12 protein-coding genes, 1 tRNA gene, 3 rRNA genes and 1 pseudogene are annotated in these 19396 nt (G+C 47.3%); 11 read left to right on the forward strand and 6 right to left on the reverse strand.

The genetic code is table 11. The features are described from left to right. Positions 1–408 precede the first annotated feature (408 nt). The 6 genes from HQQ92_RS00490 to HQQ92_RS00515 all read left to right on the forward strand — a co-directional run bounded on the left by HQQ92_RS00490 (position 409) and on the right by HQQ92_RS00515 (position 6705). Positions 409–1953: ribosomal RNA gene (locus HQQ92_RS00490) — 16S ribosomal RNA — on the forward strand. A 362-nt stretch (positions 1954–2315) separates the two neighbouring features. Then, positions 2316–5221, forward strand: a 23S ribosomal RNA gene (locus tag HQQ92_RS00495). Positions 5222–5409: 188 nt separating this feature from the next. Beyond that, positions 5410–5525, forward strand: a 5S ribosomal RNA gene (gene rrf / locus HQQ92_RS00500). Together the 16S, 23S and 5S rRNA genes with 1 tRNA gene alongside form the textbook arrangement of a ribosomal RNA operon. Positions 5526–5561: 36 nt before the next feature. After that, a tRNA-Asp gene (locus HQQ92_RS00505) sits at positions 5562–5638 on the forward strand. A gap of 334 nt (positions 5639–5972) precedes the next feature. Then, entirely contained in the window at positions 5973–6227 is a 255-nt protein-coding gene (locus HQQ92_RS00510; protein ID WP_173242460.1) for a YkgJ family cysteine cluster protein, read from the forward strand. A 22-nt stretch (positions 6228–6249) separates the two neighbouring features. Continuing rightward, on the forward strand, positions 6250–6705 hold the full coding sequence (locus HQQ92_RS00515; RefSeq protein ID WP_105250838.1) for an Rrf2 family transcriptional regulator: 456 nt from the start codon (positions 6250–6252) through the stop codon (positions 6703–6705). On the opposite strand, the gene HQQ92_RS00520 is transcribed toward HQQ92_RS00515, so the two are convergent. Genes HQQ92_RS00520 through gpmM form a run of 4 tightly spaced genes read right to left on the reverse strand, consistent with a single transcriptional unit; the run spans position 6680 to position 11374 of the window. Further along, complete coding sequence (locus HQQ92_RS00520) at positions 6680–7435, reverse strand: divergent polysaccharide deacetylase family protein (protein ID WP_173242462.1); 756 nt, start codon at positions 7433–7435, stop codon at positions 6680–6682. The genes HQQ92_RS00515 and HQQ92_RS00520 overlap by 26 nt on opposite strands. 9 nt (positions 7436–7444) lie before the next feature. After that, positions 7445–8653 carry a S41 family peptidase gene (locus HQQ92_RS00525; protein WP_105250840.1) on the reverse strand — a complete coding sequence of 403 codons (1209 nt, stop codon included), beginning with the start codon at positions 8651–8653 and terminating at the stop codon, positions 7445–7447. Between the two features lie 32 nt (positions 8654–8685). Beyond that, positions 8686–9819: a murein hydrolase activator EnvC gene (locus HQQ92_RS00530; RefSeq protein WP_113941204.1), complete on the reverse strand. Its 1134-nt coding sequence runs from the start codon at positions 9817–9819 to the stop codon at positions 8686–8688. A 10-nt stretch (positions 9820–9829) separates the two neighbouring features. Then, a complete protein-coding gene (gene gpmM / locus HQQ92_RS00535) occupies positions 9830–11374 on the reverse strand; it encodes a 2,3-bisphosphoglycerate-independent phosphoglycerate mutase (RefSeq protein WP_105250842.1) in 1545 nt (514 codons plus the stop codon). Positions 11375–11641: 267 nt separating this feature from the next. Here gpmM and HQQ92_RS00540 point away from each other — a divergent pair, with 267 nt between their 5' ends. The 4 genes from HQQ92_RS00540 to HQQ92_RS00555 all read left to right on the forward strand — a co-directional run bounded on the left by HQQ92_RS00540 (position 11642) and on the right by HQQ92_RS00555 (position 15257). After that, positions 11642–12076 carry a rhodanese-like domain-containing protein gene (locus HQQ92_RS00540; RefSeq protein WP_105253030.1) on the forward strand — a complete coding sequence of 145 codons (435 nt, stop codon included), beginning with the start codon at positions 11642–11644 and terminating at the stop codon, positions 12074–12076. Between the two features lie 295 nt (positions 12077–12371). After that, positions 12372–12857: a protein-export chaperone SecB gene (gene secB / locus HQQ92_RS00545; protein ID WP_006083777.1), complete on the forward strand. Its 486-nt coding sequence runs from the start codon at positions 12372–12374 to the stop codon at positions 12855–12857. Positions 12858–12861: 4 nt separating this feature from the next. Next, the gene (gene gpsA / locus HQQ92_RS00550) at positions 12862–13878 is read left to right on the forward strand and encodes an NAD(P)H-dependent glycerol-3-phosphate dehydrogenase (protein ID WP_173242464.1); all 1017 of its coding nucleotides are present in this window, start codon (positions 12862–12864) and stop codon (positions 13876–13878) included. A 194-nt stretch (positions 13879–14072) separates the two neighbouring features. Beyond that, positions 14073–15257, forward strand: a complete 1185-nt coding sequence (locus HQQ92_RS00555) for an NAD(P)/FAD-dependent oxidoreductase (RefSeq protein ID WP_173242466.1) — start codon at positions 14073–14075, stop codon at positions 15255–15257. Between the two features lie 205 nt (positions 15258–15462). Here the strand turns inward: HQQ92_RS00555 and HQQ92_RS00560 are convergent, their stop codons facing one another. Continuing rightward, complete coding sequence (locus HQQ92_RS00560; RefSeq protein ID WP_251073441.1) at positions 15463–15735, reverse strand: hypothetical protein; 273 nt, start codon at positions 15733–15735, stop codon at positions 15463–15465. Between the two features lie 266 nt (positions 15736–16001). Between HQQ92_RS00560 and HQQ92_RS00565 the strand changes: the two genes are divergently transcribed. Beyond that, positions 16002–16883: a DUF4238 domain-containing protein gene (locus HQQ92_RS00565; RefSeq protein WP_173242470.1), complete on the forward strand. Its 882-nt coding sequence runs from the start codon at positions 16002–16004 to the stop codon at positions 16881–16883. A 213-nt stretch (positions 16884–17096) separates the two neighbouring features. Here the strand turns inward: HQQ92_RS00565 and ltrA are convergent. Further along, positions 17097–18570, reverse strand: a pseudogene (ltrA, locus tag HQQ92_RS23920) (group II intron reverse transcriptase/maturase). Positions 18571–19396 lie beyond the last annotated feature (826 nt).

Here is a 19396-nt window from a genome sequence, read left to right on the forward strand (position 1 = left end):
GCATCCACTGACACGGCAGACAGCGTTAAGCAGCCTGACGAGTTAGGTTGAATTGAGTCGCTTTTAAGCACTTAATTCAAGCGCAGCAAGAAGTTGTAAAAAAACTCCTTGACGCGAAACGGGAAATGCGTAAAATGCACGACCCTGAGCTGATGAAGCATCAGCACGACCCGCCGGCAACGGTATGTGGTCAACGCTCTTTAACAAGATAAAACAAGAAATCTGTGTGGACACTCACAGGTGTTGAGTTAATCGAAACTGCTTAACCTTCGGGTTGGCAGTCAAAAATTTAAATCAATGTAACAATGAGTGTTCATAGTAATATGTACAGTTTGTTTCTTTTAGCGAGAAACAAAAAATCAGAATTCATTGAGCCGCTGAAGTCGCAAGACGGAAGCAACAAAACTTTAATTGAAGAGTTTGATCATGGCTCAGATTGAACGCTGGCGGCAGGCCTAACACATGCAAGTCGAGCGGCAGCACAAGGGAGTTTACTCCTGAGGTGGCGAGCGGCGGACGGGTGAGTAATGCCTAGGGATCTGCCCAGTCGAGGGGGATAACAGTTGGAAACGACTGCTAATACCGCATACGCCCTACGGGGGAAAGGAGGGGACCTTCGGGCCTTCCGCGATTGGATGAACCTAGGTGGGATTAGCTAGTTGGTGAGGTAATGGCTCACCAAGGCGACGATCCCTAGCTGTTCTGAGAGGATGATCAGCCACACTGGGACTGAGACACGGCCCAGACTCCTACGGGAGGCAGCAGTGGGGAATATTGCACAATGGGGGAAACCCTGATGCAGCCATGCCGCGTGTGTGAAGAAGGCCTTCGGGTTGTAAAGCACTTTCAGTAGGGAGGAAAGGATGTAGTTTAATACGCTATATCTGTGACGTTACCTACAGAAGAAGGACCGGCTAACTCCGTGCCAGCAGCCGCGGTAATACGGAGGGTCCGAGCGTTAATCGGAATTACTGGGCGTAAAGCGTGCGCAGGCGGTTTGTTAAGCGAGATGTGAAAGCCCTGGGCTCAACCTAGGAATAGCATTTCGAACTGGCGAACTAGAGTCTTGTAGAGGGGGGTAGAATTCCAGGTGTAGCGGTGAAATGCGTAGAGATCTGGAGGAATACCGGTGGCGAAGGCGGCCCCTTGGACAAAGACTGACGCTCATGCACGAAAGCGTGGGGAGCAAACAGGATTAGATACCCTGGTAGTCCACGCCGTAAACGATGTCTACTCGGAGTTTGGTGTCTTGAACACTGGGCTCTCAAGCTAACGCATTAAGTAGACCGCACCGGGGAGTACGGCCGCAAGGTTAAAACTCAAATGAATTGACGGGGGGCCCGCACAAGCGGTGGAGCATGTGGTTTAATTCGATGCAACGCGAAGAACCTTACCTACTCTTGACATCCACGGAATTCGCTAGAGATAGCTTAGTGCCTTCGGGAACCGTGAGACAGGTGCTGCATGGCTGTCGTCAGCTCGTGTTGTGAAATGTTGGGTTAAGTCCCGCAACGAGCGCAACCCCTATCCTTATTTGCCAGCACGTAATGGTGGGAACTCTAGGGAGACTGCCGGTGATAAACCGGAGGAAGGTGGGGACGACGTCAAGTCATCATGGCCCTTACGAGTAGGGCTACACACGTGCTACAATGGCGAGTACAGAGGGTTGCAAAGCCGCGAGGTGGAGCTAATCTCACAAAGCTCGTCGTAGTCCGGATTGGAGTCTGCAACTCGACTCCATGAAGTCGGAATCGCTAGTAATCGTGGATCAGAATGCCACGGTGAATACGTTCCCGGGCCTTGTACACACCGCCCGTCACACCATGGGAGTGGGCTGCAAAAGAAGTGGGTAGCTTAACCTTCGGGGGGGCGCTCACCACTTTGTGGTTCATGACTGGGGTGAAGTCGTAACAAGGTAGCCCTAGGGGAACCTGGGGCTGGATCACCTCCTTACCTATACGACTAACTTAATGTTTGTTGAGTGTTCACACAGATTGCTTGTTTAGCTTCTCTTAGGAGAAGTCAGAGCTAAATGCGCCGCGAGCCGGTACGCATTGTTCTTTAACAATTTGGAAAGCTGATAGTATTTAATTGCATGAGTCTGTCATGTGATTAATTACAAAACGTTTAATGCGAAAGCATTGAACATGAGTTCTCAAACACTTTATTAAGTGTCTTGAATATTCAAAAGTAAATTATTCTTTATTGAATAGTTTACGTCTAAGGCGCGTCCACTTCTTTGGTCAGAAGTGAGACAAGTAAAACCAAGCTGGTCGCAATGCGACTCAGGTGAGTGAAACTCATTTGGGTTGTATGGTTAAGCGACTAAGCGTATACGGTGGATGCCTTGGCAGTCAGAGGCGATGAAGGACGTAGTAACTTGCGAAAAGCGTTGGCGAGCTAGTAACAAGCATTTGAGCTAACGATGTCCGAATGGGGGAACCCAGCAGCATAAGCTGTTATCGCAACATGAATACATAGTGTTGCGAGGCGAACGAGGGGAACTGAAACATCTAAGTACCCTTAGGAAAAGAAATCAACCGAGATTCCCCTAGTAGCGGCGAGCGAACGGGGATTAGCCCTTAAGTCAGTGGGGTGTTAGTGGAATGCGTTGGAAAGCGCAGCGGCACAGGGTGATAGCCCCGTACATGAAAACTAACCATTGATGAAAACGAGTAAGGCGGGACACGTGACATCCTGTTTGAATATGGGGGGACCATCCTCCAAGGCTAAATACTCCTGACTGACCGATAGTGAACCAGTACCGTGAGGGAAAGGCGAAAAGAACCCCTGTGAGGGGAGTGAAATAGAACCTAAAACCGTATACGTACAAGCAGTGGGAGCGGTTCTTGAGACCGTGACTGCGTACCTTTTGTATAATGGGTCAGCGACTTACATTTTGTAGCGAGGTTAAGCGAATAGCGGAGCCGTAGGGAAACCGAGTGTTAACTGCGCGTTTAGTTGCAAGGTGTAGACCCGAAACCCGGTGATCTAGCCATGGGCAGGTTGAAGGTTGAGTAACATCAACTGGAGGACCGAACCGACTAATGTTGAAAAAATTAGCGGATGACTTGTGGCTGGGGGGTGAAAGGCCAATCAAACCGGGAGATATCTGGTTCTCCTCGAAAGCTATTTAGGTAGCGCCTCGAGCGAATACCATTGGGGGTAGAGCACTGTTAAGGCTAGGGGGTCATCCCGACTTACCAACCCTTTGCAAACTCCGAATACCAATGAGTACTACTCGGGAGACAGACGGCGGGTGCTAACGTCCGTCGTCAAAAAGGGAAACAACCCAGACCGTCAGCTAAGGTCCCAAAGTACTAGCTAAGTGGGAAACGATGTGGGAAGGCTTAGACAGCTAGGATGTTGGCTTAGAAGCAGCCATCATTTAAAGAAAGCGTAATAGCTCACTAGTCGAGTCGGCCTGCGCGGAAGATGTAACGGGGCTAAGCTAGTCACCGAAGCTACGGGTGCACAGTTTACTGTGCGCGGTAGAGGAGCGTTCTGTAAGCCGTTGAAGGTGAAGGGGTAACCCACGCTGGAGGTATCAGAAGTGCGAATGCTGACATGAGTAACGATAAAGGGGGTGAAAACCCCCTCGCCGAAAGACCAAGGGTTCCTGTCCAACGTTAATCGGGGCAGGGTGAGTCGACCCCTAAGGTGAGGCCGAAAGGCGTAATCGATGGGAAACAGATTAATATTTCTGTACTTCCGCTAACTGCGATGGAGAGACGGAGAAGGCTAGGCTAGCGCGGCGTTGGTAGTCCGCGTTTAAGGTGGTAGGTGGTGTTCTTAGGCAAATCCGGGGACACGTACTTTAATGTACACACTGAGAGCTGATGACGAGGTCCTAAGGGACTGAAGTAGTTGATGCCATGCTTCCAGGAAAATCTTCTAAGCTTCAGGTTAGTGGGAATCGTACCCAAACCGACACAGGTGGTCGGGTAGAGAATACCAAGGCGCTTGAGAGAACTCGGCTGAAGGAACTAGGCAAAATGGTACCGTAACTTCGGGAGAAGGTACGCTCCTGTTGGTGATGAGACTTGCTCTCTAAGCTGACGGGAGTCGCAGATACCAGGGTGGCTGCAACTGTTTATCAAAAACACAGCACTGTGCAAACTCGCAAGAGGAAGTATACGGTGTGACGCCTGCCCGGTGCCGGAAGGTTAATTGATTGGGTTATCGCAAGAGAAGCTCATGATCGAAGCCCCGGTAAACGGCGGCCGTAACTATAACGGTCCTAAGGTAGCGAAATTCCTTGTCGGGTAAGTTCCGACCTGCACGAATGGCGTAATGATGGCCACGCTGTCTCCAGCCGAGACTCAGTGAAGTTGAAATTGCGGTGAAGATGCCGTATACCCGCGGCTAGACGGAAAGACCCCGTGAACCTTTACTATAGCTTGGCACTGAACATTGAACCTACATGTGTAGGATAGGTGGGAGACTTTGAAGTTGTGACGCCAGTCATGATGGAGTCGTCCTTGAAATACCACCCTTGTAGTTTTGATGTTCTAACCTAGGTCCCTTATCGGGATTAGGGACAGTGCCTGGTGGGTAGTTTGACTGGGGCGGTCTCCTCCCAAAGAGTAACGGAGGAGCACGAAGGTTGGCTAAGTACGGTCGGACATCGTACGGTTAGTGCAATGGCATAAGCCAGCTTAACTGCGAGACATACACGTCGAGCAGGTACGAAAAGTAGGTCATAGTGATCCGGTGGTTCTGAATGGAAGGGCCATCGCTCAACGGATAAAAGGTACTCCGGGGATAACAGGCTGATACCGCCCAAGAGTTCATATCGACGGCGGTGTTTGGCACCTCGATGTCGGCTCATCACATCCTGGGGCTGAAGTCGGTCCCAAGGGTATGGCTGTTCGCCATTTAAAGTGGTACGCGAGCTGGGTTCAGAACGTCGTGAGACAGTTCGGTCCCTATCTGCCGTGGGCGTTGGATGATTGAAGGGAGCTGCTCCTAGTACGAGAGGACCGGAGTGGACGAACCGCTGGTGTTCGGGTTGTCATGCCAATGGCATTGCCCGGTAGCTACGTTCGGAATCGATAACCGCTGAAAGCATCTAAGCGGGAAGCGAGCCCTAAGATGAGTCATCCCTAGGAATTTAATTCCTCTAAAGAGCCGTTCGAGACTAGGACGTTGATAGGCATGGTGTGTAAGCGTTGTGAGGCGTTGAGCTAACATGTACTAATGACTCGAGAGGCTTAACCATACAACCCAGATGGGTTTTACTGAAAATGTTCCAGACATTTTCTAGCACTTCCTCCTTCCATGGAGGTCGTACGAAAAGCCTTAGACAGAATACAGATACTTGATAAAGTTAAAGACTCAACAGAAAATCAGCTTTCCGAATTATTATTAACGTGAGCCAGAGATGGACACGGTAATAAACAGAATTTGCTTGGTGACAATAGCCTTGTGGAACCACCTGATCCCATCCCGAACTCAGAAGTGAAACGCAAACGCGCCGATGGTAGTGTGGGGTCTCCCCATGTGAGAGTAGGTCATCGCCAAGCGCCTAATTTAGGTTAACGTGTAGACGTTAAGCTAAAGGAGCGGTAGTTCAGTTGGTTAGAATACCGGCCTGTCACGCCGGGGGTCGCGGGTTCGAGTCCCGTCCGCTCCGCCAACATTAAGAGATAAGCCTCATCGAAAGATGAGGCTTTTTTCGTTATGGTGTCGTGGATAATTCGTGTCAGTGACGCACATGCTTCGGGCTCGAAGTATGTGGTTATCGTCATAGTCGGGCATCATGTAGATGAAATCCTTATCAGAATATGAAGCTTTCGCTTCAATGTTAAAAATCAAAACCTACTTTTTGCCGATCTTTATTCCACTTTATCAATATTGTTTCTTTCACGTTCTGAAAACCTCCTGTGCGCGACTTGGCAGTATTGACCTGTGACACTGATCTCGGACAAATTAAACGGTATAATGCTTTATGTCTTTCATGAGTAACGAAAATGAATTGTCGTCTTGGGTGTGGTGCTTGTTGTATTGCGCCTTCAATAAGCAGCAGTATTCCGGGTATGCCAAAGGGTAAGGCGGCGGGTGAGCGTTGTGTGCAATTGAGCGATGCCAATTTATGTTTGATTTTCGGCTCGCCTGATCGTCCTGCGGTTTGTAGTGATTTCGATGCATCTGAAGATGTTTGTGGTCATTCGAACGAAGAGGCGCTTTGGTTGATTACCCAACTCGAATCTCAGACCTCTCATTAAGTTTATCGCTGACAGGTGAAATATGCAGTTAACTCGTTATACCGATTTTGGCGTTCGTACCCTGATGTATTTAGCGGTTCAGCCAGATAGAACAACTTTATTTAGGATTGCTGAAATTACGCAGGTATTTGATCTGTCACCAAATCATGTCTCTAAGATAGTGCATCATTTAGGCAAGATGGGTTACCTTGAAACCATCCGCGGTAAGATGGGCGGTTTCCGTTTGGGTAAGCCTGCGAGTGAGATTAACCTAGGCCAGTTAGTTCGAGTATTAGAAAACTCACTCGCCCCGATTGATTGCAGCAAACCTTACTGCCGATTTACACCAGCATGTAAGCTTAAAGGCGTGTTAGCCCAGGCTGTTGAAGCTTATTTGAATGTGCTGGATCAATATACTTTGCTGGATATTGTGAGTAACCGTGATGAGTTAGTCGCCTTGCTGCCAGACTTTTCTATTTCAGTGCTGCAACTGGATTAGTACCACTTTTAAGTGCAATACCGATGGGGAGCAAACTCGATGCTGGCACTAGATCAATCCCCTCGGTTTTAAGTCTGTGTAGGTTAGCCTCTAAGAAGCGCATAGTTTCTGGATAAGGATGGGCAATCGCCACCAAGCTACCTTGGGTATGTGCCTGACTTATCATTAAGTTAAATTGTCTCTCGAGTGCATTGGCACTAGTATCATTGTCTAGAAACAGTTGGCGTTTTAGTAAAGGAATGCCTAGCTTATCTGCGTTATCCCCTGCCTTAGTGAATCGTGTTGTCATACTATCGACAAAATACAGCTGCTTTTGTTTGAGTGTTTCCATGACCCAGAGCATGGGATCGTCTAGTTGAGTTAATAGACTCCCCATGTGGTTATTGGCACCTTTGGCAAAGGGAACGCTGTTAATCGCATCAATAACACTGGTGCGAATTTGTGCCTCAGTCATCGTATTGGTTAACCCCCCCAGCCCTAATGTCTTACCATTAAGCGCCTGCATGGGAAGATGTAGCATAATTTCGTGGCCTTTTTGGTGTCCTGCGTTAGCGAGTTCTTTGCCAAGTGGGGTATGGGGTAATACAGCGAGTGTTACTGTATTGGGCAGTGCCAGTACGGCTTTATCTGTATGACGATAACCTATGTCATCAATAATGAGTGCAAGCTGGGCTGCATAGCTTTGAGAAATGCTTAGGGCCAATAGGGCCAAGGAATAAAGTAAGCGCACAATTTCTTCTTATTCGTCATGGTGCTGTATCCATGCAATGGCAGAGGTCACTTGATGATCTTGGGCCAGTGATGCATGGGCTGATAGGGCGTCGATTATAGCTAAATTACCAACGCCGGAACCAGTTTCGGCGGCAATTTTTATGTCAGGGATGATCCCTATGTTATGAATATTTTCACCTCTAGGAGTATTGTACTGGGCAATTGTGAGTTTAATCGCGTTACCATCTTCTAAGATGGGGATCAGGCTTTGTACTGTACCTTTGCCAAAACTGGTCTCACCTAAGAGTTTGGCACGACCATTTTCTTGTAATGCGGCGGCGAGAACTTCGGATGCAGAGGCCGAGCCTTTGTTGATTAACACTAGCATAGGCACGTTAGTCAGCATGGTTTGCGGTGAGGCATAGTAGTCAGAGTTGGCGTCGAAGAAGCGGCCAGAGGTCGAGACTATGCGTCCTTTGGCGAGAAATAGATCCGCAATTTTAACCGCTTGGTCGAGTAGGCCGCCGGGATTATTACGTAGATCTAAGATAAGTCCTGTGAGTGGTTTGTTTTGCCATTGGCTGAGCGAGCGCACCATATCTTCGGTAGAGTTTTCTTGGAAGTTGCTTAATCTGACATAGCCAATATTGCCATCAAGCAGTTGAGTGCTGACCGACTCTATAGTGATATTGCTTGGCTTGAGTGACACTTTAAAGGTGGCATCGTCATTACTGTGTTTTAGCTCTAAGTTAATACTTTGATTATTGAGACTATGTCTTTTTATTTCAGTAAGGATATCGGCTAGATTCGTTTCAGTCGCCAGGGTGTCGTTAAGTTTAATAATAATATCGCCCGCACGTATTCCCGCTTGCTCTGCGGGAGAATGGGCAAAGGGGGCTATGATGCTGATGTGGTCTTTTTGGGCCGCGACTTCGAAACCGAAACCAAAATACTCGCCGCGATTCGAATCTTTAAGATCGAGTAATTCTTGATGATTCAAGAAGCTGGAATAGGGGTCGAGATGTTCAAAAATGCCTTTGATGGCGGCCTGCACGAGCTCTTCTTTGGGAACAGTTTTGATATAGTAAGTTTCAACCGTTTCAAGTACATCTTGTAGTAATGGATAGTCAAAGTTGTCGCGGTAGGATTTCGCGTTCTCTTGGCTGGAGAGGCTGATGGATAGGCCTAAAGTGAGACCTAATCCAACGCAACTGATATAGCGGATCATGTATTTCATAACGGTCCCCTGTGATAAGGGGACCGTTTTGATTAGCGACAGTATTTCGCTGGATCGACGGCTTGCCCTTTGTGCCTTATTTCAAAGTATAGGCCAGGCTCGCTCTGTCCACCTGAACGTCCGACTAAAGCAATCGCTTCACCGCTTTTTACCATCTCACCAGGGCTTTTTAGTAGGGTTTGAGCGTGACCGTAAAGACTCATATAACCTTTACCGTGATCGATGACCATAACAAGACCAAAACCGCGTAACCAGTCGGCATAAATGACTTTACCACCTGAAACGGCTCGAATATTTTGCCCTTCTGGTGCAGACAACATAGTGCCTTTCCATACTACTTGACCGGAGCGTTGGCTACCAAAGCTAGCACTCACACGACCTTTTGTCGGCCATTTAAGTTTGCCACTTTGTTTACCAAAGCCTTCCATCGAGGGGTTATCTTTCATGGCCCGCAGCGCTTGTTCAACGACACGCTTTAAGCTGGCCTCTTCAATTTGCAACTGTTCGAGCTCTGCACCCTTAGAATTTAAGGTGCGTTGCAGCTCTTTGATGGTCAGTTGACGCTGATCTTGCTCTTGGCTCAAACGTTTAGCTTGTACTTGTTGTTCGGCCACGAGTTTCGTTAATTGCTTTTGCTTACTCGTTTGCGACACCTTGATCTCATCTAGCTCGGTCAAGGTTTGCTTTAATTCGTTGATCGACTTCATCCGCGCTTTATTGAGGTATTGGTAATAAGCCAACATACGCTCGATAGTGGCGGGACTTTGCTGATTAAGCATCATCTTAGTGTAATCGTGATTACCGGCAAGATAGGCGCTCGACAGCTGTTTCGACAGTGTTTGTTGTTGAGTCACTTTAAGCGTTTCTAACTCATCTTGACGTTGTTTTAGCTCGGCAAGTTTAGTGTCGATTTGCGCTAAGCTATTTTTGGTGCTGTTGACTTTTTTGGCAGCTGACGCAATCGCTTCTTCATCGCTACGCAGCAATGACAGCAGTTTTTCTCTTTGTTTACTGGTGGTTTTTAATGCGCTTTGTTGTTGATTTATTTGCGTTTGGATTGATTTTAACTCGGACTTACGCTTCTCCAAATCAGAAGCGTGTGCCGAGAAAGATAACATCATAAAGCCAGCAATAATGCTGGCTTTAACAAGGAGTCGAGTGCTCACTAGGTAACGGTTACTCTTTTATGTGGATTAAGGGTTTGCCCGTCATCTCAGCTGGAATGGCTTCGCCGATCAAGGTCAAGATGGTAGGTGCAACATCGCTGAGTTTACCACCTTCATCTATGGTCGCATCGCGTCCAACAAAGACGAAAGGCACAAGTTCACTGGTGTGGGCCGTGTGAGCCTGACCTGTGGTTTCGTCGGTCATTTGCTCGGCATTGCCGTGGTCGGCGGTAATAATACATTCTCCGCCCACTTTCGCCAGCGCATCAACCACACGGCCGATACAAGCGTCGACAGCTTCACAAGCTTTAACGGCGGCATCGAAATTACCCGTGTGGCCAACCATGTCACCATTGGGGTAGTTACAGATGATCACGTCGTACTTGGTTGATTCAATTGCTGCAACTAACTTGTCAGTCAGCTCAGCTGAACTCATCTCAGGCTGTAGATCGTAAGTTGCCACTTTAGGCGAGTTGATTAGGATGCGATCTTCTCCCTCGAATGGCTCTTCTTTACCGCCGTTAAAGAAGAAAGTCACATGGGCGTATTTCTCAGTTTCAGAGATACGCAGCTGAGTACGACCTTGTTTCTGCAGCACTTCACCTAAAGTATTCACTAAGTTTTCAGATGGATAAGCGATAGGTGCTGTGATGTCGCCAGCATACTCAGTCAAAGTGACGAAGTGCATTTTCGGCATAACAGCGCGTTCGAAACCATCGAAGTCTGGGTGAATAAAGCTACGGGTGATTTGACGGGCGCGGTCAGCACGGAAGTTCATAAAAATCAGGGCATCGCCGTCTTTTAAGGTCGCAACTTGACCGTTGGCATCTGTGATCGCCGATGAAGAAACGAATTCGTCGTTTTCGTTACGTTCGTAAGCCGCTTCCAATGCTGTAACGGCATTGTCGTATTGGAATTTTGACTTGCCTTGGGTGATTAAATCGTAGGCTTGCGACACGCGATCCCAACGATTATCCCTGTCCATAGCAAAGTAACGACCAATAATCGATGCGATACGGCCATGGCCTAATGTAGTAAACAGATCATCAAAATGGCTCAAGCTACCCTTAGCGCTGCGCGGTGGCGTATCGCGTCCGTCGAGGAAAGCGTGCAGATAAACCTGAGTTGCACCGCGCGCAACGGCCATACGACACATAGCTTCGATATGCTCTTCATGGCTGTGGACGCCACCGGGGGAAAGCAAGCCCATAATGTGCACAGCTCCGCCAGCTTTGATGGCTGAGTCTACCGCATCACATAGTGCAGGATTTTTTTCAAACTCATGATCTGCAATGGCTTTACTGATACGAGTGAGTTCTTGATAAACTACACGGCCAGAGCCTAAGTTAATATGGCCAACTTCAGAATTTCCCATCTGGCCATCAGGTAAGCCAACATCTAAGCCAGAACCTGAAATCAAACTATGGGGATATTTAGCGTTGAGACGGTCGAGTACCGGAGTCTTGGCGTGGAAAATCGCATTATTATGCGTGTTTTCACGGTAGCCCCAGCCATCGAGGATCAACAACGCGAGCGGACGTTTAGCTGTCGTCATAGTGATACCTTTAAGTTTTATAGAAGCGATAGAAATCTGAAATTGGTCAAATATTACTACGTTAGCGGGGTATGAAAAAGCGCTTTACCCCGATTAAGGTCATCGAATCACTAATTCGCCCGATTCTGTGAGTGGCTTGTGACAAGTACAGAGTCAATTGCACTAAAAGTGCGATCTCGAACTGTGACTAAACTGCTGCATTCTGCCAAGGCAATCGGTATACTCTGTGCCCTTATCGAATTTTCGCCATTTATGCGGGCAATCATCATGCAAGAATATATCGAATTTTTTAAAGCTCACTCAATGCTCAGTCTGGCTTGGGTGGGATTATTTGTTGTGCTTGTCGCGAGTATCATCAAATCGAGCATGTCAAAAATCAAAAGTATTTCTCATCAAGAATTAACGATTATGGTGAATAGACAGGATGCTAAAGTGGTTGATGTGCGCTCGAATGACGAGTTCCGCAAGGGCCATATTGTTGATGCACTTAACGTTACGCTCGCCGATATTAAAAATAATCAGATATCAGCCCTTGAAAAGTATAAAGCCAGTCCCATTATATTGGTATGCAATGCTGGCATGACCTCGTCTCAAGCCGCTCAGCTTTTGAGTAAGCAAGGTTTTGAAAACCTGTACAACTTGAAAGGTGGTATGGGTGAATGGCAGGCAGCAAATATGCCTGTTTCAAAAAGCAAAAGATAAGTTGTCGGCGGCAGTTATGATTTAAGCTGCACTCAATCCACGGGATAGTGCAGTAATAAAGTCATCATTGTTTGGCATACTGATCCTACGGTCGCTAAGGGCTTAATGTAAGTTTTTAGACTGGTTCGATCGATACCCGAATATGGGTACAAGTTGGGATGATACTGAGATCTGATATAGGCCTTGAGTAACATAAGCCCCGAGCCAATTTACGTTCAAATAGTAATTGGCTTTCAAATAATAATTGGCTTTCAACGAAAAGCCGATACAACATTGATAGGATAGGTAGGAAATTATGGCTGAAGTAGCAAACAACGAACAACAAGCCCCACAATTCAACATCCAACGTGTTTATACTAAAGATGTGTCTTTCGAAACGCCTAACAGCCCAGCGGTATTCCAAAAAGAATGGAACCCAGAAGTTAAGTTAGATTTAGACACGCGCAGCGCTAAATTAGCTGACGATGTGTATGAAGTTGTCCTGTCTTTAACTGTGACGGCACAAAACGGTGGCGATACCGCTTTCCTATGTGAAGTACAACAAGCCGGTATCTTCTCTATCACTGGTTTGACTGAGCCACAATTGGCCCATTCATTAGGTGCATACTGCCCTAACATCCTATTCCCATATGCTCGCGAAACCGTGGGCAGCTTAGTTGGTCGTGGTACTTTCCCACAACTGAACTTAGCACCTGTTAACTTCGACGCGCTGTTTGCCCAATACGTGCAACAACGTCAAGCTGCTGCGACTGCACCAGCTGCCGAAGAAGCTAACGCTTAATTACATGAAAAACTCTGCCGATATCACGGTATTAGGGGCGGGCTCTTATGGCTCCGCCCTTGCCATTTCTTTAGCCAGCAACGGTCATAAGACCTTGTTATGGGGACACGATCCTGTCCACATGCAAACGCTCGCTCAAGACAAGTGCAACCAAGCGTTTTTGCCTGGTATTGCGTTTCCTGATTGTTTACAGATCGAAGCCGATTTAGCTAAAGCCTTAGCCGCCAGCAACAATGTGTTAGTGGTCGTGCCAAGCCATGTGTTTGGTACTGTGCTTGAGCAAGCTAAACCGTTACTCCGTAGCGATGCGCGCATCGTATGGGCAACGAAAGGGCTCGAGCCTGAAACCGGACGTTTGCTGCAAGATGTGGCACGTGATGTGTTAGGTGAGCAATATCCGCTGGCGGTGTTATCTGGGCCGACCTTCGCGAAAGAACTCGCCATGGGTTTACCTACGGCCATTTCGGTTGCGGGCACTTGTCCTACGTTCACTAATGATCTCGTCGAGCTGTTACACAGCCCTAAACGTTTGCGGGTTTACGCCAACGACGACTTTACCGGACTGCAACTTGGCGGCGCGGTAAAGAACGTGATCGCGATTGGCGCGGGCATGTCCGACGGTATCGGCTTTGGTGCCAATGCCAGAACAGCCTTGATTACCCGTGGTTTAGTCGAATTGACGCGTTTAGGCGAAGCCTTAGGTGCCAATGCGGCCACTTTTATGGGCATGGCGGGGTTAGGCGACTTAGTGTTGACCTGTACCGACAACCAATCCCGTAACCGTCGTTTCGGTTTAGCCTTAGGTAAAGGCAGCGATGTGATGACAGCACAGGCTGAAATTGGCCAAGTGGTTGAAGGTTATCGCAATACCAAAGAAGTGTTTACACTTGCGAAACGCCTCGGGGTTGAAATGCCGATCACTGAGCAGATCTACCAAGTATTGTATCAAGGCAAAGCGCCGGTTGATGCTGCTAAAGAGCTGCTCAGCAGAGAAAAGAAATCAGAAACGCCTACGCAATAAACCGCGAGCCGTGATGATGCTGTAATGCCGAATAAAAGAAAGGGTGCTAAAATAGCGCCCTTTTTTGTGCCTAACGTTTGAGCTTATCTTTGCTCCGTTTAGCTGTTGCATGACTTACTTGCTAAAGGTTCGCAAGTCATCAAATTGCCCGTTGGCAGCCAATACCAATCAATTTATCTGTGTGGAGTAAGAGCGTGAAACATCATGATGTCATTATTATCGGAGCCGGCGCCGCGGGATTGATGTGTGCAGCGACCGCAGGTTACCGAGGCCGTGATGTTCTCGTACTCGACAATGCCAAGCAAGCTGGGCGTAAAATCCTCATCAGCGGCGGCGGGCGTTGTAACTTTACCAACCTTAAAGTCGAGCCCGCTAACTTCCTCTGTGGCAATCCCCACTTTGTTAAGTCGGCACTCGCGCGTTATACGTCGCAGCAGTTTATTGAAATGGTCGAGCGTCACGGCATTGAATACCATGAACGCGATCACGGCCAACTGTTTTGCAATGACTCGGCTAAAGAGATAGTCACTATGCTATTGACCGAGTGTGAATGGGCGGGCGTGACCATTAAGCTGCGCACCGATATTCTGGCCGTTAAAAAGACCGAAGCAGGGCGCTTTGAGCTCAACACCTCTAACGGCGAACTGAGCTGCGACTCACTGGTTATCGCCACGGGCGGCTTATCCATGCCTAAACTCGGCGCCACGCCTTACGGTTATCAACTGGCCGAGCAGTTTGGCCTCAAAGTATTGCCAACTCACGCGGGTCTGGTGCCTTTTACATGGCACAGTGAAGATAAAATTCGTTTCGAGCCTTTGTCTGGCATCGCAGTGCCGAGCCGCATTACCGCCAAAGATGGCACTGCATTTAGCGAAGCGCTGCTATTCACTCACCGTGGCTTATCTGGCCCCGCAATTTTGCAGATTTCCAACTATTGGAAAGCGGGCGAAACCATAGAAATCGATCTTTTGCCGAATATGGATTTGGCGCAATTGCTAGAGCAACAGCTCGCCGCACATCCAAAACAAAGCCTGCGCAACACCCTCAGCCAATGGTTGCCTAAACGGCTGGTGGAAGTGTTATTCGATGAAGCCCTGTTGAATAAAGCGTTAAATCAGCTAGTGCACGCCGAGCGCGCAACACTGGTGGATGATATACACCACTGGACAGTATTGATGAACGGCACCGAAGGCTACCGCACCGCCGAAGTGACGTTAGGCGGCGTTGATAGTAATGAGCTGTCTTCCAAAACCATGGAAGCCAGCAAAGTCGCCGGACTCTACTTTATCGGTGAAGTCATGGATGTAAGTGGTTGGTTAGGCGGGTTTAATTTTCAATGGGCCTGGGCATCTGGCGTGGCTGCAGGACAAGCGGTTTAGTCTCTAACTTGCAAGAGTAATGAGTTTAAAACCCTGACTGTTTGAACTCATCAAAGCCAATCTTCTAGCTAAATCAGCAAGGCGGCTGAATCGTATATTGCGTTATATACATTGCCACTGCTTCCCCAGTGACACGCCGCCCTTTTATTTCACAAGAAGTAGCCCTATAGGCTCGACAGCAAAATCTGCTGTATATGACTCTTGATTACAAGAATCGAATGTTGCGATCACATAGATGTGAATGAGCATCCATGCCGCCAACAATCACTGTTGCAACAGTGGCAATCTTAACGACCACTGAACTGTTCATCTGGCTAAAAGATATTGCCCCAAAACTAGATAAGTTTGTCGTCAGGTGTACAGGATGAATTGTCATTGTTTCCACTGTGACACGCCATAAACTCATCCCTGAGGGCTCGACGGCGGCATCCATGCCGCCAACGGTCACAGTTGCCACAATGCCAATCTTTACGACCATTGAACTGTTCATCTGGCTAAAAGCTTTTGCCCCTTTATGGTTTAGAGTCGAAGCTCATACACATTCTGTTAATGAACTTTTGCCCTACAAAAAGTTATCCAAACTCAGCACGTTCAGAAATTATGCACTCACAGTGCATCCTAACTTTTTAACACCCTCACTAAGTTATTGATTTTCTGTTGAAGACTTAAACGAAAGGCCGCATTATATCAATGCAAAGAGCGGCTTAGCGCGGTATAGAAAGTGTTATATGTATGAGGTAAGTTTTGAGTTCAATTAATCATCACTATGTCCCACAATTGTATTTACGAGGCTTTATTGCTGAGTCTGGTCGTATTCAAGTATTTGATAAAAAGTTGGAATCATTCAAGAAAGATAAGCAAACACCTCGAACAATATTATTCGAAAAACATAGGAATACAATCACACATCGAGGTGTGCAAACTGATGCACTAGAAAAGCTCTACGGGACAATTGAAGCACCATTGGGGCAATTTTTTGATTTAGTTCGCAAGGGCCTGTTGGCGAAAGAACTAATATCCAAAGAAGGCATTTATCTTCTAAAGGTATTTGTAGCGTTTCAATTTTGGCGAATGCCTTTGTTAGATCCCTTTGTAGAGCAGTACATTAAAACTCTAGACTTAACACGGTTTGGAGACAGAATTACACTGAATGGGGTCAATATTGGCGATTGTGATCAAATCAAAAACGCATTAGAAAATGACTCAGGGTTCAGGCATTACTTTCGTAGCTTTATGCTGCCTCTATTAACGTTTGATTTTAGGGTAAATGATAGTGACTATGAATCATGGAAAGTCCATCATGTTTCGCCAGAATACGGAGGTTGGAACAACTTTTTAACGGGAGATAACCCGCTACTCTTTGACGATTTGACTCAGATGTTTGCATTTAAGTCTAAGTTTATTATGCCTTTATCGAATAATCAGTTGATCACCTTTTCGCCAGTTCAAAATCACGCTATGAACCTAGACCCGCTTTTTACAACTTACTTAGCAATGGCGACATATAATCAGTGTCATCGATATGTTGTAGGTACTAATAAAGACTATATTGAGCAAATAAAGTTATTTTTGGGTTCGGAGGTGGAACCTTCAGATTTGAGGGCGGAGTTATTTACATACATATAATGATTGAGCAGTGCAATAAGATTTGGTCGTGGAAATAACCGATTTGCCATACCTGAAGTTATTCATTAATTACTGATGTTCGATTTTACGAAACTAATTGTTGTCGGGTGGACGACACTTGTTACCAAGTGCCGTCTCCCTAAGAACCGTACGTGCAACTTTCACTGCATACGGCTCAAGCCTCCACAAAAGCATCGTTTGATACCCAGCAACTTATAAAGCAGTCAGAGCAGGTTCGTTCCAAGAGCTGCGAGCTAGCCTTTTGGACTTTCTCTTCGCCAAGTATGCTTGGTATTGAGGGTCAAATGGTGTTGCTGAACTTCGGATTTTCACATGTCTCTCGATAGGCACTTTGGCTATTTGGAAGAGATTGAACTGGCAATCCATACCCAAGAGCTTCTGCCAACCGTGAAATTGCCACTGGCCTTTTCGATTGACGAAGTATTTAAGGGCGATCCAAGTTTTAGATTTGGTTGGATGACGCCTTTTAGCCCAGTGCCATAACGCAAGGAATAGCTTGTGGCCTACATATCCAAACACCTGTTTCGCGACGCAGTGTCGATAGTAATTCGACCATCCCCTAAGTTTCGGATTTATCAGTTTGATAAGATCGTTCACGGGTAGGGTTACGTGCTTTTTGATGAGTTCACGCAGATGACTTAAGAACATCAACGTATTGGATTTACTCGGTTTAATGAGCAGTTTTCCTTTGTACTTCCTATGGTTAAAACCTAAAAAGTCAAAGCCATCGTTGATGTGAGTGATATGCGTTTTCTCTTCGGATAGTGTTAAGCCTCTTTCTGCTAAGAAGTCAGTAATCAACGGTTTGATATCGTTCTCCAGCACTTCCTTTGAAGCACAAGTGACGACGAAATCGTCGGCGTACCCAATAAAGTTGGCTCTAGTCCCCTTTTTTGAGGGCGGTGGATTTTATGTGCTGCTCAAGGCCTGCAAGAGTCATTAACATCAAGGTTGGTGAGATGATCCCGCCTTGCGGTGTACCCTCGTCGGTACGATAAAACAGCCCTTTATCCATAAAGCCAGACTTTAACCATTGTTCCAACATCCGCTTATCTACGGCGATGTTATCAAGAAGCCATTGATGACCGATCTTGTCAAAACAGGCTTTGATATCACCTTCGAGAACCCATTGGGCTGATGTCTTTAGAGCCAGACACTTAAAGCACTGATCGACAGCGTCAGCAGTACTGCGGTTTGGTCTAAACCCATAGCTGTTAGGGTCGGCAAGTGTTTCTGACACGGGCTCTAGTGCAAGAAGGTGGAGTGCTTGTTGCGCTCTGTCTATCATGCACGGGATACCGAGAGGTCTGAGCTTGCCGTTTTTCTTAGGGATGTAGATACGCTTGAGCGGCTTGGCTTGATAAGCTTTTCTGCTCAATTGATTGACTGCTTTCATGCGGCGTGCATCTGTGTTCCAGATAATGCCGTCTATTCCAGGCGTCTTACTGCCTTTGTTTTTCGACACTCGTTTAACAGCAAGGAGTTTTGCTGAGCGAGAGTGAGTCAGTATCCATTGCAGGGCTTTCACCTTGCCTTGTTTACCTTCTCTTGTTGCCTTTGCAATACGCATCTGAAGCTTTAATACAAGCGACTCAGCGGCCTTCCAGTCAATGGATTTCCACGGGTTGCTGTCAGGGGAGGCACTGATTTCATGCGAAATCATCATTTGCGTTTCACCTTGAATAAAGTTCTTCAAATTCTCTCGCAACGGGAGACCAGTCGGAAGTGGGCTCACTTTCGTGCCAGACAGTTGTCTGTATCTGCATCGTTACAATGCAGCCTTTGCTTTCTCCAACATCCTATACCTGCACCGCCATCGGCTATATTGGCTTTCCCAGAGGGAGCGATACAGGCTTACCGTGTTCCGTATGTCGCGCAATGTCAGGTTAGATGCCCGCTATGGTGCGGAGAGTACAATGATCACGAAAGAGCATGGGACAATCTCTTTCCGACTCTCGTGCCTTTTGGCTACAGCGTGTTAACCACTTCCGCTGTTTCATCGCATGACGCACCTTACGCGGATTCACTTACATTCATCATACTGACTACCTAGCACTCACCCGATTTGTGGTTATCAGGAGGATCATCCCCTCGCGGTTTATATCCCGATTGGTCAAAGACTAATCTTCGTTACATTGTCAGAGCCGCTACTTTATTCAGGCTCCTAGGTTCATCTGGTGATACAGAAGGTTCACTCGTTAAGCGGTGAACAGCGCTTCATACGACTTCACGTCGCACGTCCCAAAGCGTGCTGGGTATCTCCTTCATACAGACTGGTTACACTAGTGCCCAAAAGGTGAGCAATGGTGATTGGCGAGACGACCGTCCGCCCCATGGACGGGGCGGTCGAGCATCCAAGGACGGACTTGCTGCGAGTCGACGAGCGAATGCCATGGCAAGCCTGTGCGAGTGGATACCCGTAAACGCTAAACTTCTAACAACTGAAGTTACTGCTCCCCAAACACTACTTTCCAACACATTTCTGTCCAAAA

The organism is Shewanella sp. DC2-4, assembly GCF_013248875.1.
Classification (GTDB): Bacteria; Pseudomonadota; Gammaproteobacteria; order Enterobacterales; family Shewanellaceae; genus Shewanella; species Shewanella oncorhynchi.